Origin of the sequence: Arsenophonus apicola (assembly GCF_020268605.1) — a bacterium.
Taxonomy (GTDB): domain Bacteria; phylum Pseudomonadota; class Gammaproteobacteria; order Enterobacterales; family Enterobacteriaceae; genus Arsenophonus; species Arsenophonus apicola.
Genome location: NZ_CP084222.1, coordinates 2,141,739 through 2,156,122 on the forward strand (window position 1 = coordinate 2,141,739; position 14,384 = coordinate 2,156,122).

The window sequence follows — 14,384 nt, forward strand, 5'->3', positions numbered from 1 at the left end:
TAGGTTTTAACATTACCGTAAAACAGCTGCAATCATTTAATTTTTAATTGCATAAATAAAAAATCTGGCCGGCAAACAGCATCTTTAGATAACGACTTAATACTTATCAAACATCGCTTGAATTTTTATTGGATCATCGGTTTGGGTCAAGGCTAATTGGAGTAAAACCCGCGCCTTCTGTGGATTCAAACGTTCAGCCGCGACAAATCCATATTTACTATCATCAACTTCTGCATCACGCGTTATAAAACCGGTCGGCACACGACTCGCGCGAACCACTCCTATTCCCTGTTTTACTGCATCAGCCAGAACAGTAAAAATCTTATTATACATGTTACCGTTACCCACCCCCGCACTGACAATGCCTTGATAGCCATGATAGATAAATGACTTGGCTGGCAGTGCCGATGCATTTGAATAATTATAAACAATGCCAACTTTAGGTAATTTATCTAACTGACTAATATCAAAAATAGCCTTATCTGCTCTTGGTTGCGCCGCGCCTAAATAGTGCACCTTGCCATTGTAGATAAAACCTTCCGGGCCCGCATTAACCGCTTCGAATGCTTCAACAAAGTTGGTATTCATTTTAACCACATTACGACCGCTAATCACTTTATCGTCCATGGCTAATAAAACTCCTCGTTTGCCTGCCTCTTTGTCAGTGGCAACAATAACCGCGTTATAGAGATTTAACGGCCCATCAGTCCCTAATGCTGTGGCCGGCTTCATCGCTCCAACCATTACAATAGGTTTATGACAATGAGTGGTTAAATCTAAAAAATAAGCGGTTTCCTCCAGTGTATCAGTGCCATGGGTAATAATAAAACCTGCTGTTTTGTCACAATCAGCATTAATTTTCTTTGCCAAAGTCAGCCATACCTGATCATTCATATCTTGTGAACCCATATTAACAATTTGTTCACCATTAAGATGGGCAATTTTCTTTATTTCAGGTACCGCATTAATTAATGCATTAATACTAACTTTACCGGCTGTATATTGGGATTGCGTTGCTGAATCACCGTCACCAGCAATGGTACCTCCCGTCGCCAGTACCGTAATGCTTGGTAAGGCAGAAACTGCACTGTTAGTTAACAACATAGCGCCAGCTAATAAAGAAATATTTAACTTCTTCATAATAAAATCCCATTTTAAAATTTTGTAAAATTATATAAATTACAAAATATATTTCTGTGATTACCAGCAAAAACAGCTATTAATTTCAATATTGCATTTTACTACTGTGGCTTAGTGAATAGAGAAGTAAACAAAAATGCCGTATTATTGCCTTTTAGTTATTAAACACAAATAAGTAACCTAATTTATGAGCCAAACTTTTATTCCTGGCAAAGATGCCGCATTAGAAGATTCTATTAACACTTTTCAACAACAACTTAAAAAACTCGGTTTTCATATTGAAGAAGCTTCGTGGTTAAACCCAGTGCCGAATGTTTGGTCAGTTCATATCCGCGATAAAGACTGCCCTTTATGTTTTACTAACGGTAAAGGCGCCAGCAAAAAAGCGGCCTTAGCCTCTGCATTGGGCGAATATTTTGAACGTTTAGCCACCAACTACTTTTTCGCTGATTTTTATCTGGGCGCTAAAATTGCTAGTGGCAAGTTTGTCCACTATCCCAATGAAAAGTGGTTTGCATTAACGCCTGACGATCATTTACCTGATGGGATTTTGGACGAAAAATTACGTACTTTTTACGATCCTGATAATAGTCTGTCTGCTAGCATGCTGATTGATTTACAATCAAGTAATAAACAACGCGGGATTTGTTCATTACCTTTTATCCGCCAATCTGATCAGCAAATTGTTTACATTCCGATGAATATTATTGGTAATCTGTATGTATCGAATGGCATGTCAGCCGGTAATACACAACATGAAGCGCGAGTTCAGGCCTTGTCAGAGATCTTTGAGCGTCATATCAAAAATCGTATTATTGCTGAGCGAATTAGTTTGCCTGTTATTCCTGAGCCTGTTATGCAGCGCTATCCTGGCGTTGTTGAGGCAATCGCTAAATTAGCAGAAGAAGGTTTTCTTATTTTCTGTTTTGATGCTTCTCTCGGTGGCAAATACCCGGTTATCTGTGTGGTACTTTTCAATCCCAATAATGGCACTTGTTTTGCTTCTTTTGGTGCCCATCCTGATTTTGGTATCGCCCTCGAACGAACAGTCACCGAATTACTGCAAGGCCGCAGTTTAAAAGATTTGGATGTGTTCAATATGCCAACATTCGATGATGATGAAGTTGCAGAGCATACGAATCTAGAGACCCATTTTATTGATTCCAGCGGTTTAATTAGTTGGGATCTCTTTAAGCAGGATGCCGATTATCCTTTTGTCGATTGGAACTTCAAAGGCACGACCAGCGAAGAATTTGCTACGTTGATGGCGATTTTCAATCAGATGAAGGCGGAAGTTTATATTGCCGATTATCAACATCTAGGTGTCTATGTCTGCCGTATAATTGTGCCGGGGATCTCAGATATTTATTCCGTTGACGATCTGCATATAGCCAATAACGCCATGGCGATAGATTTACGCGATACCATTATGTCGCTAGCCGATAGTCAATGGCCAAAAGAGGACTATCTGCGATTGTTAGCGCGGCTTGATGATGAAGGTTTTGATGATTTTACTCGCATCCGTGAATTATTAGGCATTGCGGTCGGTAGCGGCAATGGTTGGAGTCACCTGCGGATCGGTGAATTAAAATCGATGCTAGCGCTAGCCGGTGGTGATTTTGCCCAAGCACTGCTGTGGGTTGAATGGACGCTAGAGTTTAATTCTTCGCTATTTACTGCTGAACGAGCCAATTATTATCGTTGTCTACAAACATTACTGCAATTAACGCAACAAGCTGAGCGTCAGCCTGATCAATACTATGAAGCTTTCAATAAAATGTATGGCCAACAAGCGGTTACTGCCGCATCAAGTGCCATTGCTGGCGAAAATTGTTTTTATGGCCTATGGTCAATTGATTCTGAGTTAAAAACGCTACCGACTCATCAAGCGTTACTCAATGTTTATCATAAACTGCAAACCGCTAAACAAGCTCATTTTAGTTAATGGATCACTACTAAAAAATAAATATCAGGTTAATCTTTATTAGACAAAAACCCTATTTCAACGATAATTTAACCTGATTATTTATTGCTTAATTATTTTTATAAAATTTTTTTATAAAAATTAAAAAAAATTTTCCAATATAAATCAAATGGTTATTATAATTTGTTAGTTTTATAGCTATTTGTTAACCAAATAATAATGATCTATATCAAATTTATTTGATGTCCCCTTTGTTAATATTGTTGGCGCTATAATTCCTTAACTTCATAAGAGCATGTTGGTTATGAAAGCTAACAACTTGTCCAATTTATTATCACCAGCTGCAATGGCGCAACTTGCGGATAATACCGGGGCATATAAAGTTAACAAGCATCCTCGAATTACTTATTTATCTGCTATTACGGCGGGTATCTTTATTTCAATTGCTTTTGTTTTTTATATTACTGTCACCACAGGCATTGCAACCGTTCCTTTCGGACTGGCTAAACTTGCAGGTGACCTGTGTTTTTCATTAGGACTTATGCTGGTGATTGTCTGTGGGGCTGATCTTTTCACTTCTACAGTATTAACCATTGTGGCCAAAGCAACCGGTAAAGTCTCCTGGAAACAGATGTTTATTAATTGGTTTAATGTTTATATTGGCAACCTTATTGGTGCCCTGTTCTTCGTTGCATTAATCTGGTTTGCCGGACAATATATGGTGGCCAATGGCCAATGGGGGCTTAATGTTTTACAAACGGCGACCCATAAACTTGATCACACTTTTCTCGAAGCCATTTGCTTAGGTATTTTAGCCAATTTAATGGTTTGCTTGGGTGTCTGGATGAGTTATTCAGGCCGTAGCTTGCTAGATAAAATTTTTGTATTAATTTTACCAATAGGCATGTTTGTTGCCAGTGGTTTTGAACATAGCATTGCCAACATGTTTATGATCCCGTTAGGCATCGTGATCAAAAATTTTGCATCACCGGACTTCTGGCTGATGACCGGAGTAAATGAAAACCAGTTTTCTCATTTAATTGTGGCCAATTTTATTACAGATAATCTTATACCTGTCACTATTGGTAATATCATCGGCGGCGCTTTGTTAGTCGGTATGACATATTGGTTAATATATTTACGCGATGGCTGTCAACATTGATCCATTGCGTACAGATTGTCAGCATTTTATTATTTAAAAAATAAAGGTAAAAATATGATGTCCAAGTTAAATGAAAAATTCTCTGCTGCATGGCAAGGATTTACTCAGGGGAACTGGCAAAAAGACGTTGATGTACGTGATTTCATTCAAACCAACTATACACCTTATGAAGGTGATGAATCATTTTTAGCAGGTGCAACCAAAGCGACTGATAGCTTGTGGGAAAAAGTGATGCAAGGGATCAAGATCGAAAATCGTACCCATGCGCCTGTAGACTTTGATACTGATGTTGCCGCTACCATTACTTCCCATGATGCCGGTTATATTGAAAAAGAGTTAGAGCAGATTGTCGGTCTACAAACTGACGCGCCACTTAAGCGCGCGCTGATCCCCTTTGGCGGCATTAAAATGGTTGAAGGCTCATGTAAAGCCTACAATCGTGAACTGGATCCGGCTCTGAAAAAAATCTTTACCGAATACCGTAAGACCCACAATCAAGGGGTATTCGATGTTTATACCCCAGACATTATGAAATGCCGCAAATCAGGTATTTTGACCGGACTGCCAGATGCCTACGGTCGGGGCCGGATAATTGGTGATTATCGTCGAGTAGCGCTTTACGGTATTGATTTCTTGCGTGATGACAAGCTAGCACAGTTCAATTCTTTGCAAAGTAAGCTAGAGCAAGGTGAAGAGCTGGAAATGACCATTCAATTACGCGAAGAAATTGCCGAACAACACCGCGCGTTAGGTCAAATGAAAGAGATGGCAGCAAAATATGGCTATGATATTTCAGGTCCGGCAACCAATGCGAAAGAAGCGGTTCAATGGACCTATTTTGCCTATTTAGCCGCGGTTAAATCGCAAAATGGCGCCGCTATGTCTTTTGGCCGTGTTTCTACTTTCCTTGATATTTATATCGAACGCGATCTAAAAGCCGGTCACTTAACCGAGCAACAAGCACAAGAACTGATCGACCATTTAGTCATGAAACTGCGTATGGTGCGTTTCCTGCGTACTCCTGAATATGACGAGTTATTCTCAGGTGATCCTATTTGGGCAACCGAGTCACTCGCCGGTATGGGCGTCGATGGACGAACCCTAGTGACGAAAAATACTTATCGTTTCCTCAATACGCTATATACTATGGGCCCTTCGCCTGAGCCCAATATGACAATTCTTTGGTCAGAGAAGCTGCCACTGAATTTCAAAAAATTTGCCGCCAAAGTTTCTATTGATACTTCTTCGATTCAGAATGAAAACGATGATTTGATGCGGTCCGATTTTGATAATGATGACTATGCTATTGCCTGCTGTGTCAGCCCGATGATCGTCGGTAAACAGATGCAGTTTTTTGGCGCGCGTGCAAACTTAGCCAAAACGTTGCTATATACCATCAACGGCGGTATCGATGAAAAATCTAAGCTACAAGTTGGCCCTAAAATGCCAGCGATTAGCGATGATGTGCTCAATTTTGATGTCGTGATGGACAGAATGGATCACTTCATGGATTGGTTGGCTACCCAATATGTTACCGCTTTGAATATCATTCACTATATGCATGATAAATATAGCTATGAAGCCGCCTTGATGGCGCTGCATGATCGTGATGTTTATCGTACCATGGCGTGTGGTATTGCGGGACTTTCCGTTGCTGCTGACTCACTATCAGCAATTAAATATGCCAAAGTTTCGCCGGTTCGTGATGAAGATGGTATTGCCATTGATTTCAAAATTAAAGGTGAATATCCACAATTTGGTAATAATGATAACCGTGTCGACGATATTGCTTGCGATTTAGTTGAGCGCTTCATGAAAAAGATCCAGCAATTGCGCACTTACCGCAATGCGGTGCCAACTCAATCAATTCTGACCATTACCTCCAATGTGGTCTACGGCAAAAAAACCGGTAATACTCCTGATGGTCGTCGCGCTGGTGCACCTTTTGGCCCAGGCGCTAACCCAATGCATGGCCGTGATCAGAAAGGAGCAGTAGCCTCGCTGACTTCGGTTGCCAAATTGCCGTTCGCTTACGCCAAAGATGGTATCTCTTATACTTTCTCAATTGTGCCTAATGCATTGGGTAAAGATGATGAGGTACGTAAAACCAATCTGGCAGGATTGATGGATGGTTATTTCCACCATGAGGCCAATATTGAAGGTGGTCAACATCTAAACGTTAATGTTATGAATCGTGAAATGCTCTTAGATGCGATGGAAAATCCAGAAAAATATCCTCAACTGACGATTCGTGTTTCCGGTTATGCGGTGCGTTTTAATTCTTTGACCAAAGAACAACAGCAAGATGTTATTACCCGTACATTTACGGCAACTATGTAACAATTTGCCGTTGAACTAAAATAGCAGTAGATAAAAGCCCCGCTTAAGATGGGGCTTTTTAACTGCCATTAATTTTGGAGATGTTATGTCGCTAGTTGGGCGAATTCACTCTTTTGAATCTTGTGGTACGGTAGATGGGCCGGGGATTCGCTTTATCGTTTTTTTTCAGGGATGCCTGATGCGTTGTCTGTACTGCCATAACCGCGACACCTGGGATACCCATGGTGGTAAGGAAATTACCGTCGAAGAATTGATGAAAGAAGTGGTTAGTTATCGCCATTTTATGAATGCTTCGGGCGGTGGCGTGACAGCTTCCGGCGGTGAAGCCATTTTGCAGGCTGAATTTGTCCGTGATTGGTTTCGTGCCTGTCAGCAACAAGGCATTCATACTTGTCTTGATACTAATGGTTTTGTCCGCCGTTATGATAAGGTGATTGATGAATTATTAGATGTCACCGATTTAGTGATGCTAGATTTAAAACAACTAGACGACAGTATTCATAAAAATCTGGTTGGTGTTTCTAATCACCGAACGCTTGAATTTGCCCGTTATCTGGCTAAACGTGGGCAGAAAACCTGGATCCGTTATGTGGTAGTACCCAGCTGGTCAGATGATGACCAATCCGCCCATCTATTAGGCCAATTTACCCGTGATATGCACAATATTGAAAAGATAGAGTTGCTACCCTACCATGAGTTAGGCAAGCATAAATGGCTAGCGATGGGTGAAGAGTACCAGCTAGCCGATATCAGACCACCAACCACCGAAACCATGGAGCGGGTAAAACATATTCTGCAAGGTTATGGCCATAAAGTGGTTTATTAAATTTTGCTATGGTTTATCTGGCTTTTAGTTAATTTATCGATTTGAATTAAGTGGGCTTTTCTGCCGATGTTACTGACAGAAAAATCCACTATTTAAAATATAATACGCTACTTATTAATCAATTCGGTTAAGTTTATTAAACTCAGCAACCGGCTTTGGTTTGCTGTTTTTCCTCCATTACTATCCAAGCGGCCTGAGATTTTATTTTTTAATAACGGTTACTGACCATGGACTTAAATTGCTCTTGGCGGCTACTTTTTTTAGACGCTGAATAGGCTAATAATTGAGTAGCATATGCAAAGGAATCTGCATTGTTATATGGCAGCTCGTAATAATCCTCAAATTTTAAATGCTTCAAACTACTCTTGCTGCTAATAAATTTGTCAAAACTATAAACTAATGCACTTGTATTATTGAAAGTTTTATCAGTTGCTAAAATCTGAAGCGCATGTATATTTTGATGAGCACTGCCACCTGTACTTGAATAAGCAATATCAAGAGTACCTAATACTATATGGGAAAATTCGTGAATCAAAGTTATCTCTACTACATCCTCCGCTCCGCGATTTTGATATTTAAACCATGTTTTCTCAAAAACCTCTTAATATTTCTCATTCTTAAAAAAATCAGATGCTTCTTTAAAAATTTTTGCCTTAGAAATTTGATTTTCGCCAGCAGACATAGCTTTATTGTAATTTAATTTTTTCTTCTCAGGAAAAAAATATGCTGTTTGTGCTATTACATCTGTATCACTTTCAGGACCAACGTGTTCAATTATATTTTTATTAACATCAAATGATTTCATCAGGTTCTGAATTGCGGTTAAATCCTGACGCCAAGTTTCTTTAAGTTCGTCAGAAGCATGACCAAAAAAAGTACTCATTACTTGATTAACCGCATTATTATTACTCTGTAGTACATTTAGCGCCTTATCAATAGTTTTTATCGTGTGCTTAACCGTTTTATCGACATTTTTCTGCAACGCTGACGGCGCCATTCCTTTTTCATCCACTAAGGTAACTGGGTTATTTCTACACATGCGATAGAGGTTCAATCCATCAACGGTTCCAGCTGGATCAGCACTTAGCCAACGTCCCACCCATGGTTGGTAATAGCGATAACCGTAATAGTAGAGACCACTAGCATCCAGTTCTTTGCCTGAATAACGAATGGTTTTATAATTGACTTCTAATTGACTGATAGCCAGCAATACCGAGGTGCCACCATAGGGATAATACTCTTCCTGACTAATCAGCAGGCCATTCGCATCGACCTCTAACCGACTACTACCTAGCTGGTCATCATAACTATAGCGTAACTGATCATTAATGATCTGCGCCGGCCTGCCCATTTCCCAATGCAGCGCCCGTACCTGAGCCCGTCCGGCCTCACCAATCAGCGTGATCTCCAGCAATTCTTTCACTGTATTATCATTACTGCTGGTACGCAGCTCAGCACCGGCCAGATAAATTACTTGCTGAGTTTGGCTACTATTGCCATTTTGTCTATCGGTGGTTTTTACTACTCGTTGACTATTGCTATCGTAACGGTACCATTCAATGTCCGCCGGTTGATCACTGTGGCCTGCTAATGTGACTGTTAACAATTCCCCCCGTGGCGTCCAGGTCAGCCCTTGCCCAGATAATAATTGCTGTTGCTGCCCACCTGCGGTAAACAGACTGTCTACCTGGGTGGGATCTTCAGTTAATGTACTTAACACCGCCCGATTGCTGCGATTGGATACGGTAATATTAACGGTGTAATTATTGTTACTTGCTGGCGCACTATGGCGTATTTGCGATAAATTACCGCCAAAATCGTAAGTGTAATTTCGAGTATAATTGGTATAGGTATTGCTATCGAGAGGGGATGCTGGCGGTAATTGCTGTGTTTGCTGACCAATATTGGCCATTTCTCGCCCGGTGGCTTGAACCAGACGGTAGAGACTATCATAGTAATAGTGATTTTCAGGTACAATTTTTTGATTACGCCAGAAGCGCGTTGCCTCAGCATCATTGCTAATGCGTAGCACATTGCCGACCGGATCATACTCATAACGCAAATCTTGTAATATTTTTGCCCCTGCCGGGTGGCTAGCTGGACGTTCGGTTTTTATATTGATTAACCGCTGCGTCTGGGGTTCATAAATATATGAAGTCACTATTCCATTGCCATGCTCTTCGCGTAATTTCTGCCCATTGGCGGCGTAGGTTAATGACTTGACAATCACCTGTTCACTGCCGGCTTTTAGCGTCAACCAGCTGGCCATCAACATACCGGCAACATCATAGGCCTGCCGCTGCATATTGCCCATCGCATCGGTACTGGTCAATATCGCACCGCTGGCATCAACGCTATAGTGATTAGTATAAACAGCCGGCGATAACAGTGTATCCCAGGCGGACTCATCTTCTCCCTGCCAGTTAGCATCCAGTTCATCTTGTAATAAGCGACGCGAAGTCGATAACATGGTACCGGTTAGCGCGAGACTATGCGTTTGCTCAAGCCCGGCAGTATCATAGTGACGAACACAGGCCCCGACTAAATTCCAATCTTTCTCCGTTTGGCTATTACCCGCCCAGACAAAACGTTCGGTGATCTGCGCTGCTTCGCCTGCCGGCTGTTCCGAAATCGCCAACAACCGCCCAAGTGAAGCCTTATCTTCATACTGCCAGTAACAGGTGTGCGCCGTTGCATTGACAGCGAAATAAGGACGCTGAGCAACATCCTTCATCGTTACTGTCATTCCCGCATCCACACTCTCAACCGACAATACTTCACCACTGAGTGAGGTTAGATAGCTAAAATTGTCTTGAATAGTATCATCGGTTTGCTGTTGTTGATATAACCGTGGATCAATACTGTGCGCTAAAAAACCCAATGCATTATATTGATAGCGGGTAATAAATTCATCACGCTTATCGGGCGTATCCGGATGGCGGAGATATTGAATTTGTCTGACCGTCTGACCGCGATTATCTTGCACTGTTATAGTGGGGGTATTGTTAAATAATGATGTTTGCATACTGCCTCCTTTCGTTGTTGAGTCTTATTTTTACTCAGTAATCAGGAAAACGCATTTATTAAACATATTCAATGGATATTTTTTTATTTACAAAAGCATTATTAAACAAATAACTCATTCTACCCAACTAACGGAAAGTTATTTTCGCTATCATCACAGATAAAGAGCAAATTAACGATCAACTTAACAATAGACTTAATTAGAACTTAACCATTTTTACTAACATCTGTTTATTCATTTATGAAAAAAGATGCTTTGTCTGTTTTTCAACATAATAAATTAATGAATTGCTAGCACTCTAGAGGAAAATAATCAGAATCCGATCAATTTTTTTGATAGGTAATTCAAATTAAATTAACAAAATTAAAAAAAAATAATAAATATATTACAAGATAGAACTTCGACTTATACACCAGCGTTTAATGCTGTTAATTTACCTGTTAAAAACTTAGCCAATTATTATTAAGAATATTTTGATTTGGCAAATTTTTAAAATAAGTTTTTGTGATAGTGGTTATCACATGAGAATTTAACAAAAAATTTTACCCTATTTAACCGTAAATTTTTTAAGAGTTTTTCCAACATATCGTTAACATCAGCCAAGCCGTTCATCTTCTTTTTTTTCATCGCCATCGGTGACATAAAGTCGTTTGATTTTATAAAATTGAGTTATAAAGTATCTTTTTTATTTATATAAATTAATAAGTTAGATGAACTATTGAGATAAATAAATGAAGATATCGAATAATAATTTTAACCATCATTATTATGTTGCAAAAGATAAAAAAAGTGATGACAAAACCGTTGCTGATGAAAAAACTGACAATAATAAACCCCCTGACGATGAAAAAATAGATAACCGTAGTAGCCTTGATTATTTAATAAATAAAGATAGGGATAGAGCCAGAGCGCTGTTGAAACAACAAGACAAGCCAAAGATAAGAAACAAACGTGACAGCAATGACCCCAATATAATAACGGTAATAGCGAATAAACAACCTGAATGGCTTTCTAGCAGAGAAAGTAGTTATGCATCTGATTCGCTCCAGCAGGCAATTCTTGCTAGCAAAAAACAGGCTGAAAGATCAACATCAGCCGCCATAAATGATGATTTAGTTAAGATATTAATCAATGAGCAGCATGCTCGCAGCCTGCTAAAAAAAGCTAACTCACTCGCTATTATTGGCGGTGCAGTAACGCCAGCGGGACAAATGGCGCCAGTGTTCTCTTCATCTGGTGTCGGGAGCCTGGTATTTAACAACAGCACCGGAGTTTCCTTAATTACTCAACTTAACCAGGTGTCACCGATCATGCAAAACTGATCCACTAACGATCATCTAAAACTGATCCACTTGGTATTATTCGCACATTTTTGTACGGGTAATTTATGTTAACCAAGGAGATATTTGTGGATATTCATGTTCGCTTTGCTCAAGGACAAAGCCTTCGAAAAATTGCCAGTGAATTGGGCATTTCGCGTAACACCGTAAAACATCATTTACAACAACAGACAATGCCAACTTACGCTAAAAGAAGTCAACCACCGACTAAATTAGCACCGTTTAAAACTTACTTGCTTCAGCGAATTGAACTGGCTAAACCTGATTGGATCCCTGCAACAGTCTTATTTGATGAGATAGTTGAAAGCGGCTATCAAGGTGGTATTGCTCAATTACGCCGATTTGTTTGTCAATTTAAACCAAACATTATTCCTGAAGCTGTCGTCCGTTTTGAAACACAGCCAGGTCAACAAATGCAAATAGACTTCACCAGCATACGGCGAGGTAAAAAATCTCTGAAAGCGTTTGTTGCAACGCTAGGCTATTCGCGTGCGAGTTATGTAAAGTTCTTTGATAATGAACGAGCAGAATCGTGGCAACAAGGTTTACGAGAAGCTTTCGACTACTTTGGTGGTGTACCACAGGAAGTATTGTGTGATAACGCAAAATCCCTCATCATCGAACGGGATGCTTATGCAGAAGGTGAACATAAATTACATGTTGAAATGCTTCAAATGTCGAAAGATTACGGCTTTAAATTGAAGGCTTGCAAACCCTACAGGGCAAAAACGAAAGGGAAAGTAGAGCGCTTTAACCACTATTTAAAAACAGCTTTATCGTGCCATTAAATACCAACCTTCGTGCTCATAATCTTGAACTGGATATTGAGATAGCTAATGCAAAAGTAGGTCCATGGTTACAACGCGTTGCCCATCAGCGGATTCATGGAACAACGTTAGAGAAGCCAGCAGACAGACTAGCTAAGGAGGTTAAGTATCTTCTACCCTTACCAGCAAGGGTTTGCCAATCTATCCCGCAGACTAATACGCTTAATATCCGTATCGTACCGCCCCTTGAATCTGTCAGTTTGCAGCACTCAATCAGCGTATACGAAGCATTGCTGGGAGGTGAACATGTTATTGCATGAACAAATTGAACACCTGTGTGAGTCATTGAAATTAAATTCTATTCCGACTCATTGGTCATCACTTGCCGAACAATGCATTGCCCAAGACAAAAGCTACGGAGAGTTTTACTGTCCCTATTAAAATGTGAGCAACAACAACGAGATGAACGAACTCGTAATCTTTTGAGTCGGATGGCAGGATTCCCAGCACATAAAGAACTTAATACGTTCGATTTTAAGTTTGCAACGGGGATCCCCAAACAACACATACAGGAATTAAGCGCATTAACTTTTATTGAACGTAATGAAAATATCGTGTTGCTTGGCCCAAGCGGTGTAGGCAAAACCCATTTAGCTATTGGGTTAGGATTAAAAGCAGTACAGGCCAAGAAGAAAACCCGTTTTACCACGGCAGCTGAACTGATGTTGCAACTCTCAACTGCCAAACGACAAAATAAGCTCAAACAATATCTATCACGTTCGGTGACGGCACCAAAATTGTTGATTATCGATGAGATTGGATACCTGCCGTTTGGGCGAGAAGAAGCAAACCTGTTTTTCAATGTGATTGCCAAGCGTTATGAGCATGGCAGTGTCATATTGACGAGTAACCTATCATTTGGGCAATGGCCAAGTGCTTTTGCTGATGACGCAACATTAACTGCCGCTATGCTTGATCGTTTACTTCATCATTCGCATGTACTGCAATTAAGCGGTGAAAGCTACCGATTGAAAGATAAGCGGCGCTCAGGAGCAATAACTGAGTAAAACAGTGGATCAATTTTGATTGATCGGATTTAGCTAAAAAGTGGATCAGTTTTCGGTGATCGTTGACAACCAGGCTGTGAATGCATTAACAAGCATGGCTGCTGAGGTTGCCTTAAAGGCCATTTCTAAAGGTTTTGTCATTGCCTCAATTTTTTATTCACCCAAAGCCGGCGAAGGTAGTGATTTAGCTCAAGGTCGAACCCTTGAGCAATTTCTTTCATTGTCAGTGCCTGCAAAAACCATGGGACTAACCAACAAGCAAGCGTTGCAACAAGCGGCGAATACATCAGGTCAAATTGCCATGCCAATAAGAGGCAAACTTGTGGTAACAGATGATAAAATTAACGTCATGGTGGTTAAGACTGATGAAATCAGACCGGTTAAAGTCATTAATGCCGTACAGGATGCTAAAACCGGATTATATATCCACTCACTACCTAAAAATAGTCATCAAACCTCTACTATTAATGTTGTCACGGCCCCCGCAAAAGAGTTGTTGCTAACAGGGCAGCCCCCCTTAATACCCAAGCTGCCTTCTGTGCCAGTCACCGTCCGTAATAACCCAACCTCGTCGCAGTATGCGCCAATCCCGCTATCCGTAACAACTGAATTCCAGGATGTTATTTTGGTTTATCCTGAAGCGGCAAAAATGGAGCCGGTTTATATAACCTATGGCTCAAAAACTCAGAGCATGGTTGACCAAGCAGCACAACAATTAGATAGCGCCAACAAATCCTTTGCGGCGATTGATAAGCAATATCAAGCTGAATTATTAGTTTTAAATAGCTTATAG

General features: G+C 40.4%; 9 protein-coding genes and 2 pseudogenes. 8 read left to right on the forward strand and 3 right to left on the reverse strand.

The window, feature by feature from the left end; genetic code table 11:
• Nucleotides 1–96 precede the first annotated feature (96 nt).
• A complete protein-coding gene (ansB, locus tag LDL57_RS10215) occupies nucleotides 97–1,140 on the reverse strand; it encodes an L-asparaginase 2 (RefSeq protein WP_180560948.1) in 1,044 nt (347 codons plus the stop codon).
• Between the two features lie 187 nt (nucleotides 1,141–1,327).
• Between ansB and ycaO the strand changes: the two genes are divergently transcribed.
• From ycaO to pflA, 4 genes are all read left to right on the forward strand, one after another.
• Nucleotides 1,328–3,085 (forward strand): 30S ribosomal protein S12 methylthiotransferase accessory factor YcaO, encoded by a 1,758-nt coding sequence (gene ycaO / locus LDL57_RS10220; RefSeq protein ID WP_180560949.1) that lies wholly within the window; start codon nucleotides 1,328–1,330, stop codon nucleotides 3,083–3,085.
• Between the two features lie 283 nt (nucleotides 3,086–3,368).
• Complete coding sequence (focA, locus tag LDL57_RS10225; protein ID WP_225505551.1) at nucleotides 3,369–4,226, forward strand: formate transporter FocA; 858 nt, start codon at nucleotides 3,369–3,371, stop codon at nucleotides 4,224–4,226.
• 57 nt (nucleotides 4,227–4,283) lie between these two features.
• Complete coding sequence (gene pflB, locus LDL57_RS10230; RefSeq protein WP_225507518.1) at nucleotides 4,284–6,566, forward strand: formate C-acetyltransferase; 2,283 nt, start codon at nucleotides 4,284–4,286, stop codon at nucleotides 6,564–6,566.
• An 85-nt stretch (nucleotides 6,567–6,651) separates the two neighbouring features.
• Nucleotides 6,652–7,392: a pyruvate formate lyase 1-activating protein gene (gene pflA / locus LDL57_RS10235; protein WP_180560951.1), complete on the forward strand. Its 741-nt coding sequence runs from the start codon at nucleotides 6,652–6,654 to the stop codon at nucleotides 7,390–7,392.
• 208 nt (nucleotides 7,393–7,600) lie between these two features.
• Here pflA and LDL57_RS10240 read toward each other — a convergent pair whose 3' ends face one another.
• Together LDL57_RS10240 and LDL57_RS10245 are read right to left on the reverse strand one after the other, a co-directional pair.
• A complete protein-coding gene (locus tag LDL57_RS10240; RefSeq protein ID WP_180560952.1) occupies nucleotides 7,601–7,927 on the reverse strand; it encodes a hypothetical protein in 327 nt (108 codons plus the stop codon).
• A 66-nt stretch (nucleotides 7,928–7,993) separates the two neighbouring features.
• Nucleotides 7,994–10,417, reverse strand: coding sequence for an RHS repeat domain-containing protein (locus LDL57_RS10245; protein ID WP_180560953.1), 2,424 nt, complete (start codon nucleotides 10,415–10,417; stop codon nucleotides 7,994–7,996).
• Nucleotides 10,418–11,148: 731 nt separating this feature from the next.
• On the opposite strand from LDL57_RS10245, the gene LDL57_RS10250 reads away from it, so the two are divergent.
• The 4 genes and pseudogenes from LDL57_RS10250 (at nucleotide 11,149) to LDL57_RS10265 (ending at nucleotide 14,384) form a co-directional block, all read left to right on the forward strand.
• Nucleotides 11,149–11,739 carry a hypothetical protein gene (locus LDL57_RS10250; RefSeq protein ID WP_225505553.1) on the forward strand — a complete coding sequence of 197 codons (591 nt, stop codon included), beginning with the start codon at nucleotides 11,149–11,151 and terminating at the stop codon, nucleotides 11,737–11,739.
• Between the two features lie 65 nt (nucleotides 11,740–11,804).
• A pseudogene (gene istA, locus LDL57_RS10255) lies at nucleotides 11,805–12,844 on the forward strand (IS21 family transposase).
• A pseudogene (gene istB, locus LDL57_RS10260) lies at nucleotides 12,831–13,591 on the forward strand (IS21-like element helper ATPase IstB). Before istA ends, istB begins: the two co-directional pseudogenes overlap by 14 nt.
• A 40-nt stretch (nucleotides 13,592–13,631) precedes the next feature.
• Nucleotides 13,632–14,384 (forward strand): S-type pyocin domain-containing protein, encoded by a 753-nt coding sequence (locus LDL57_RS10265; protein WP_225505555.1) that lies wholly within the window; start codon nucleotides 13,632–13,634, stop codon nucleotides 14,382–14,384.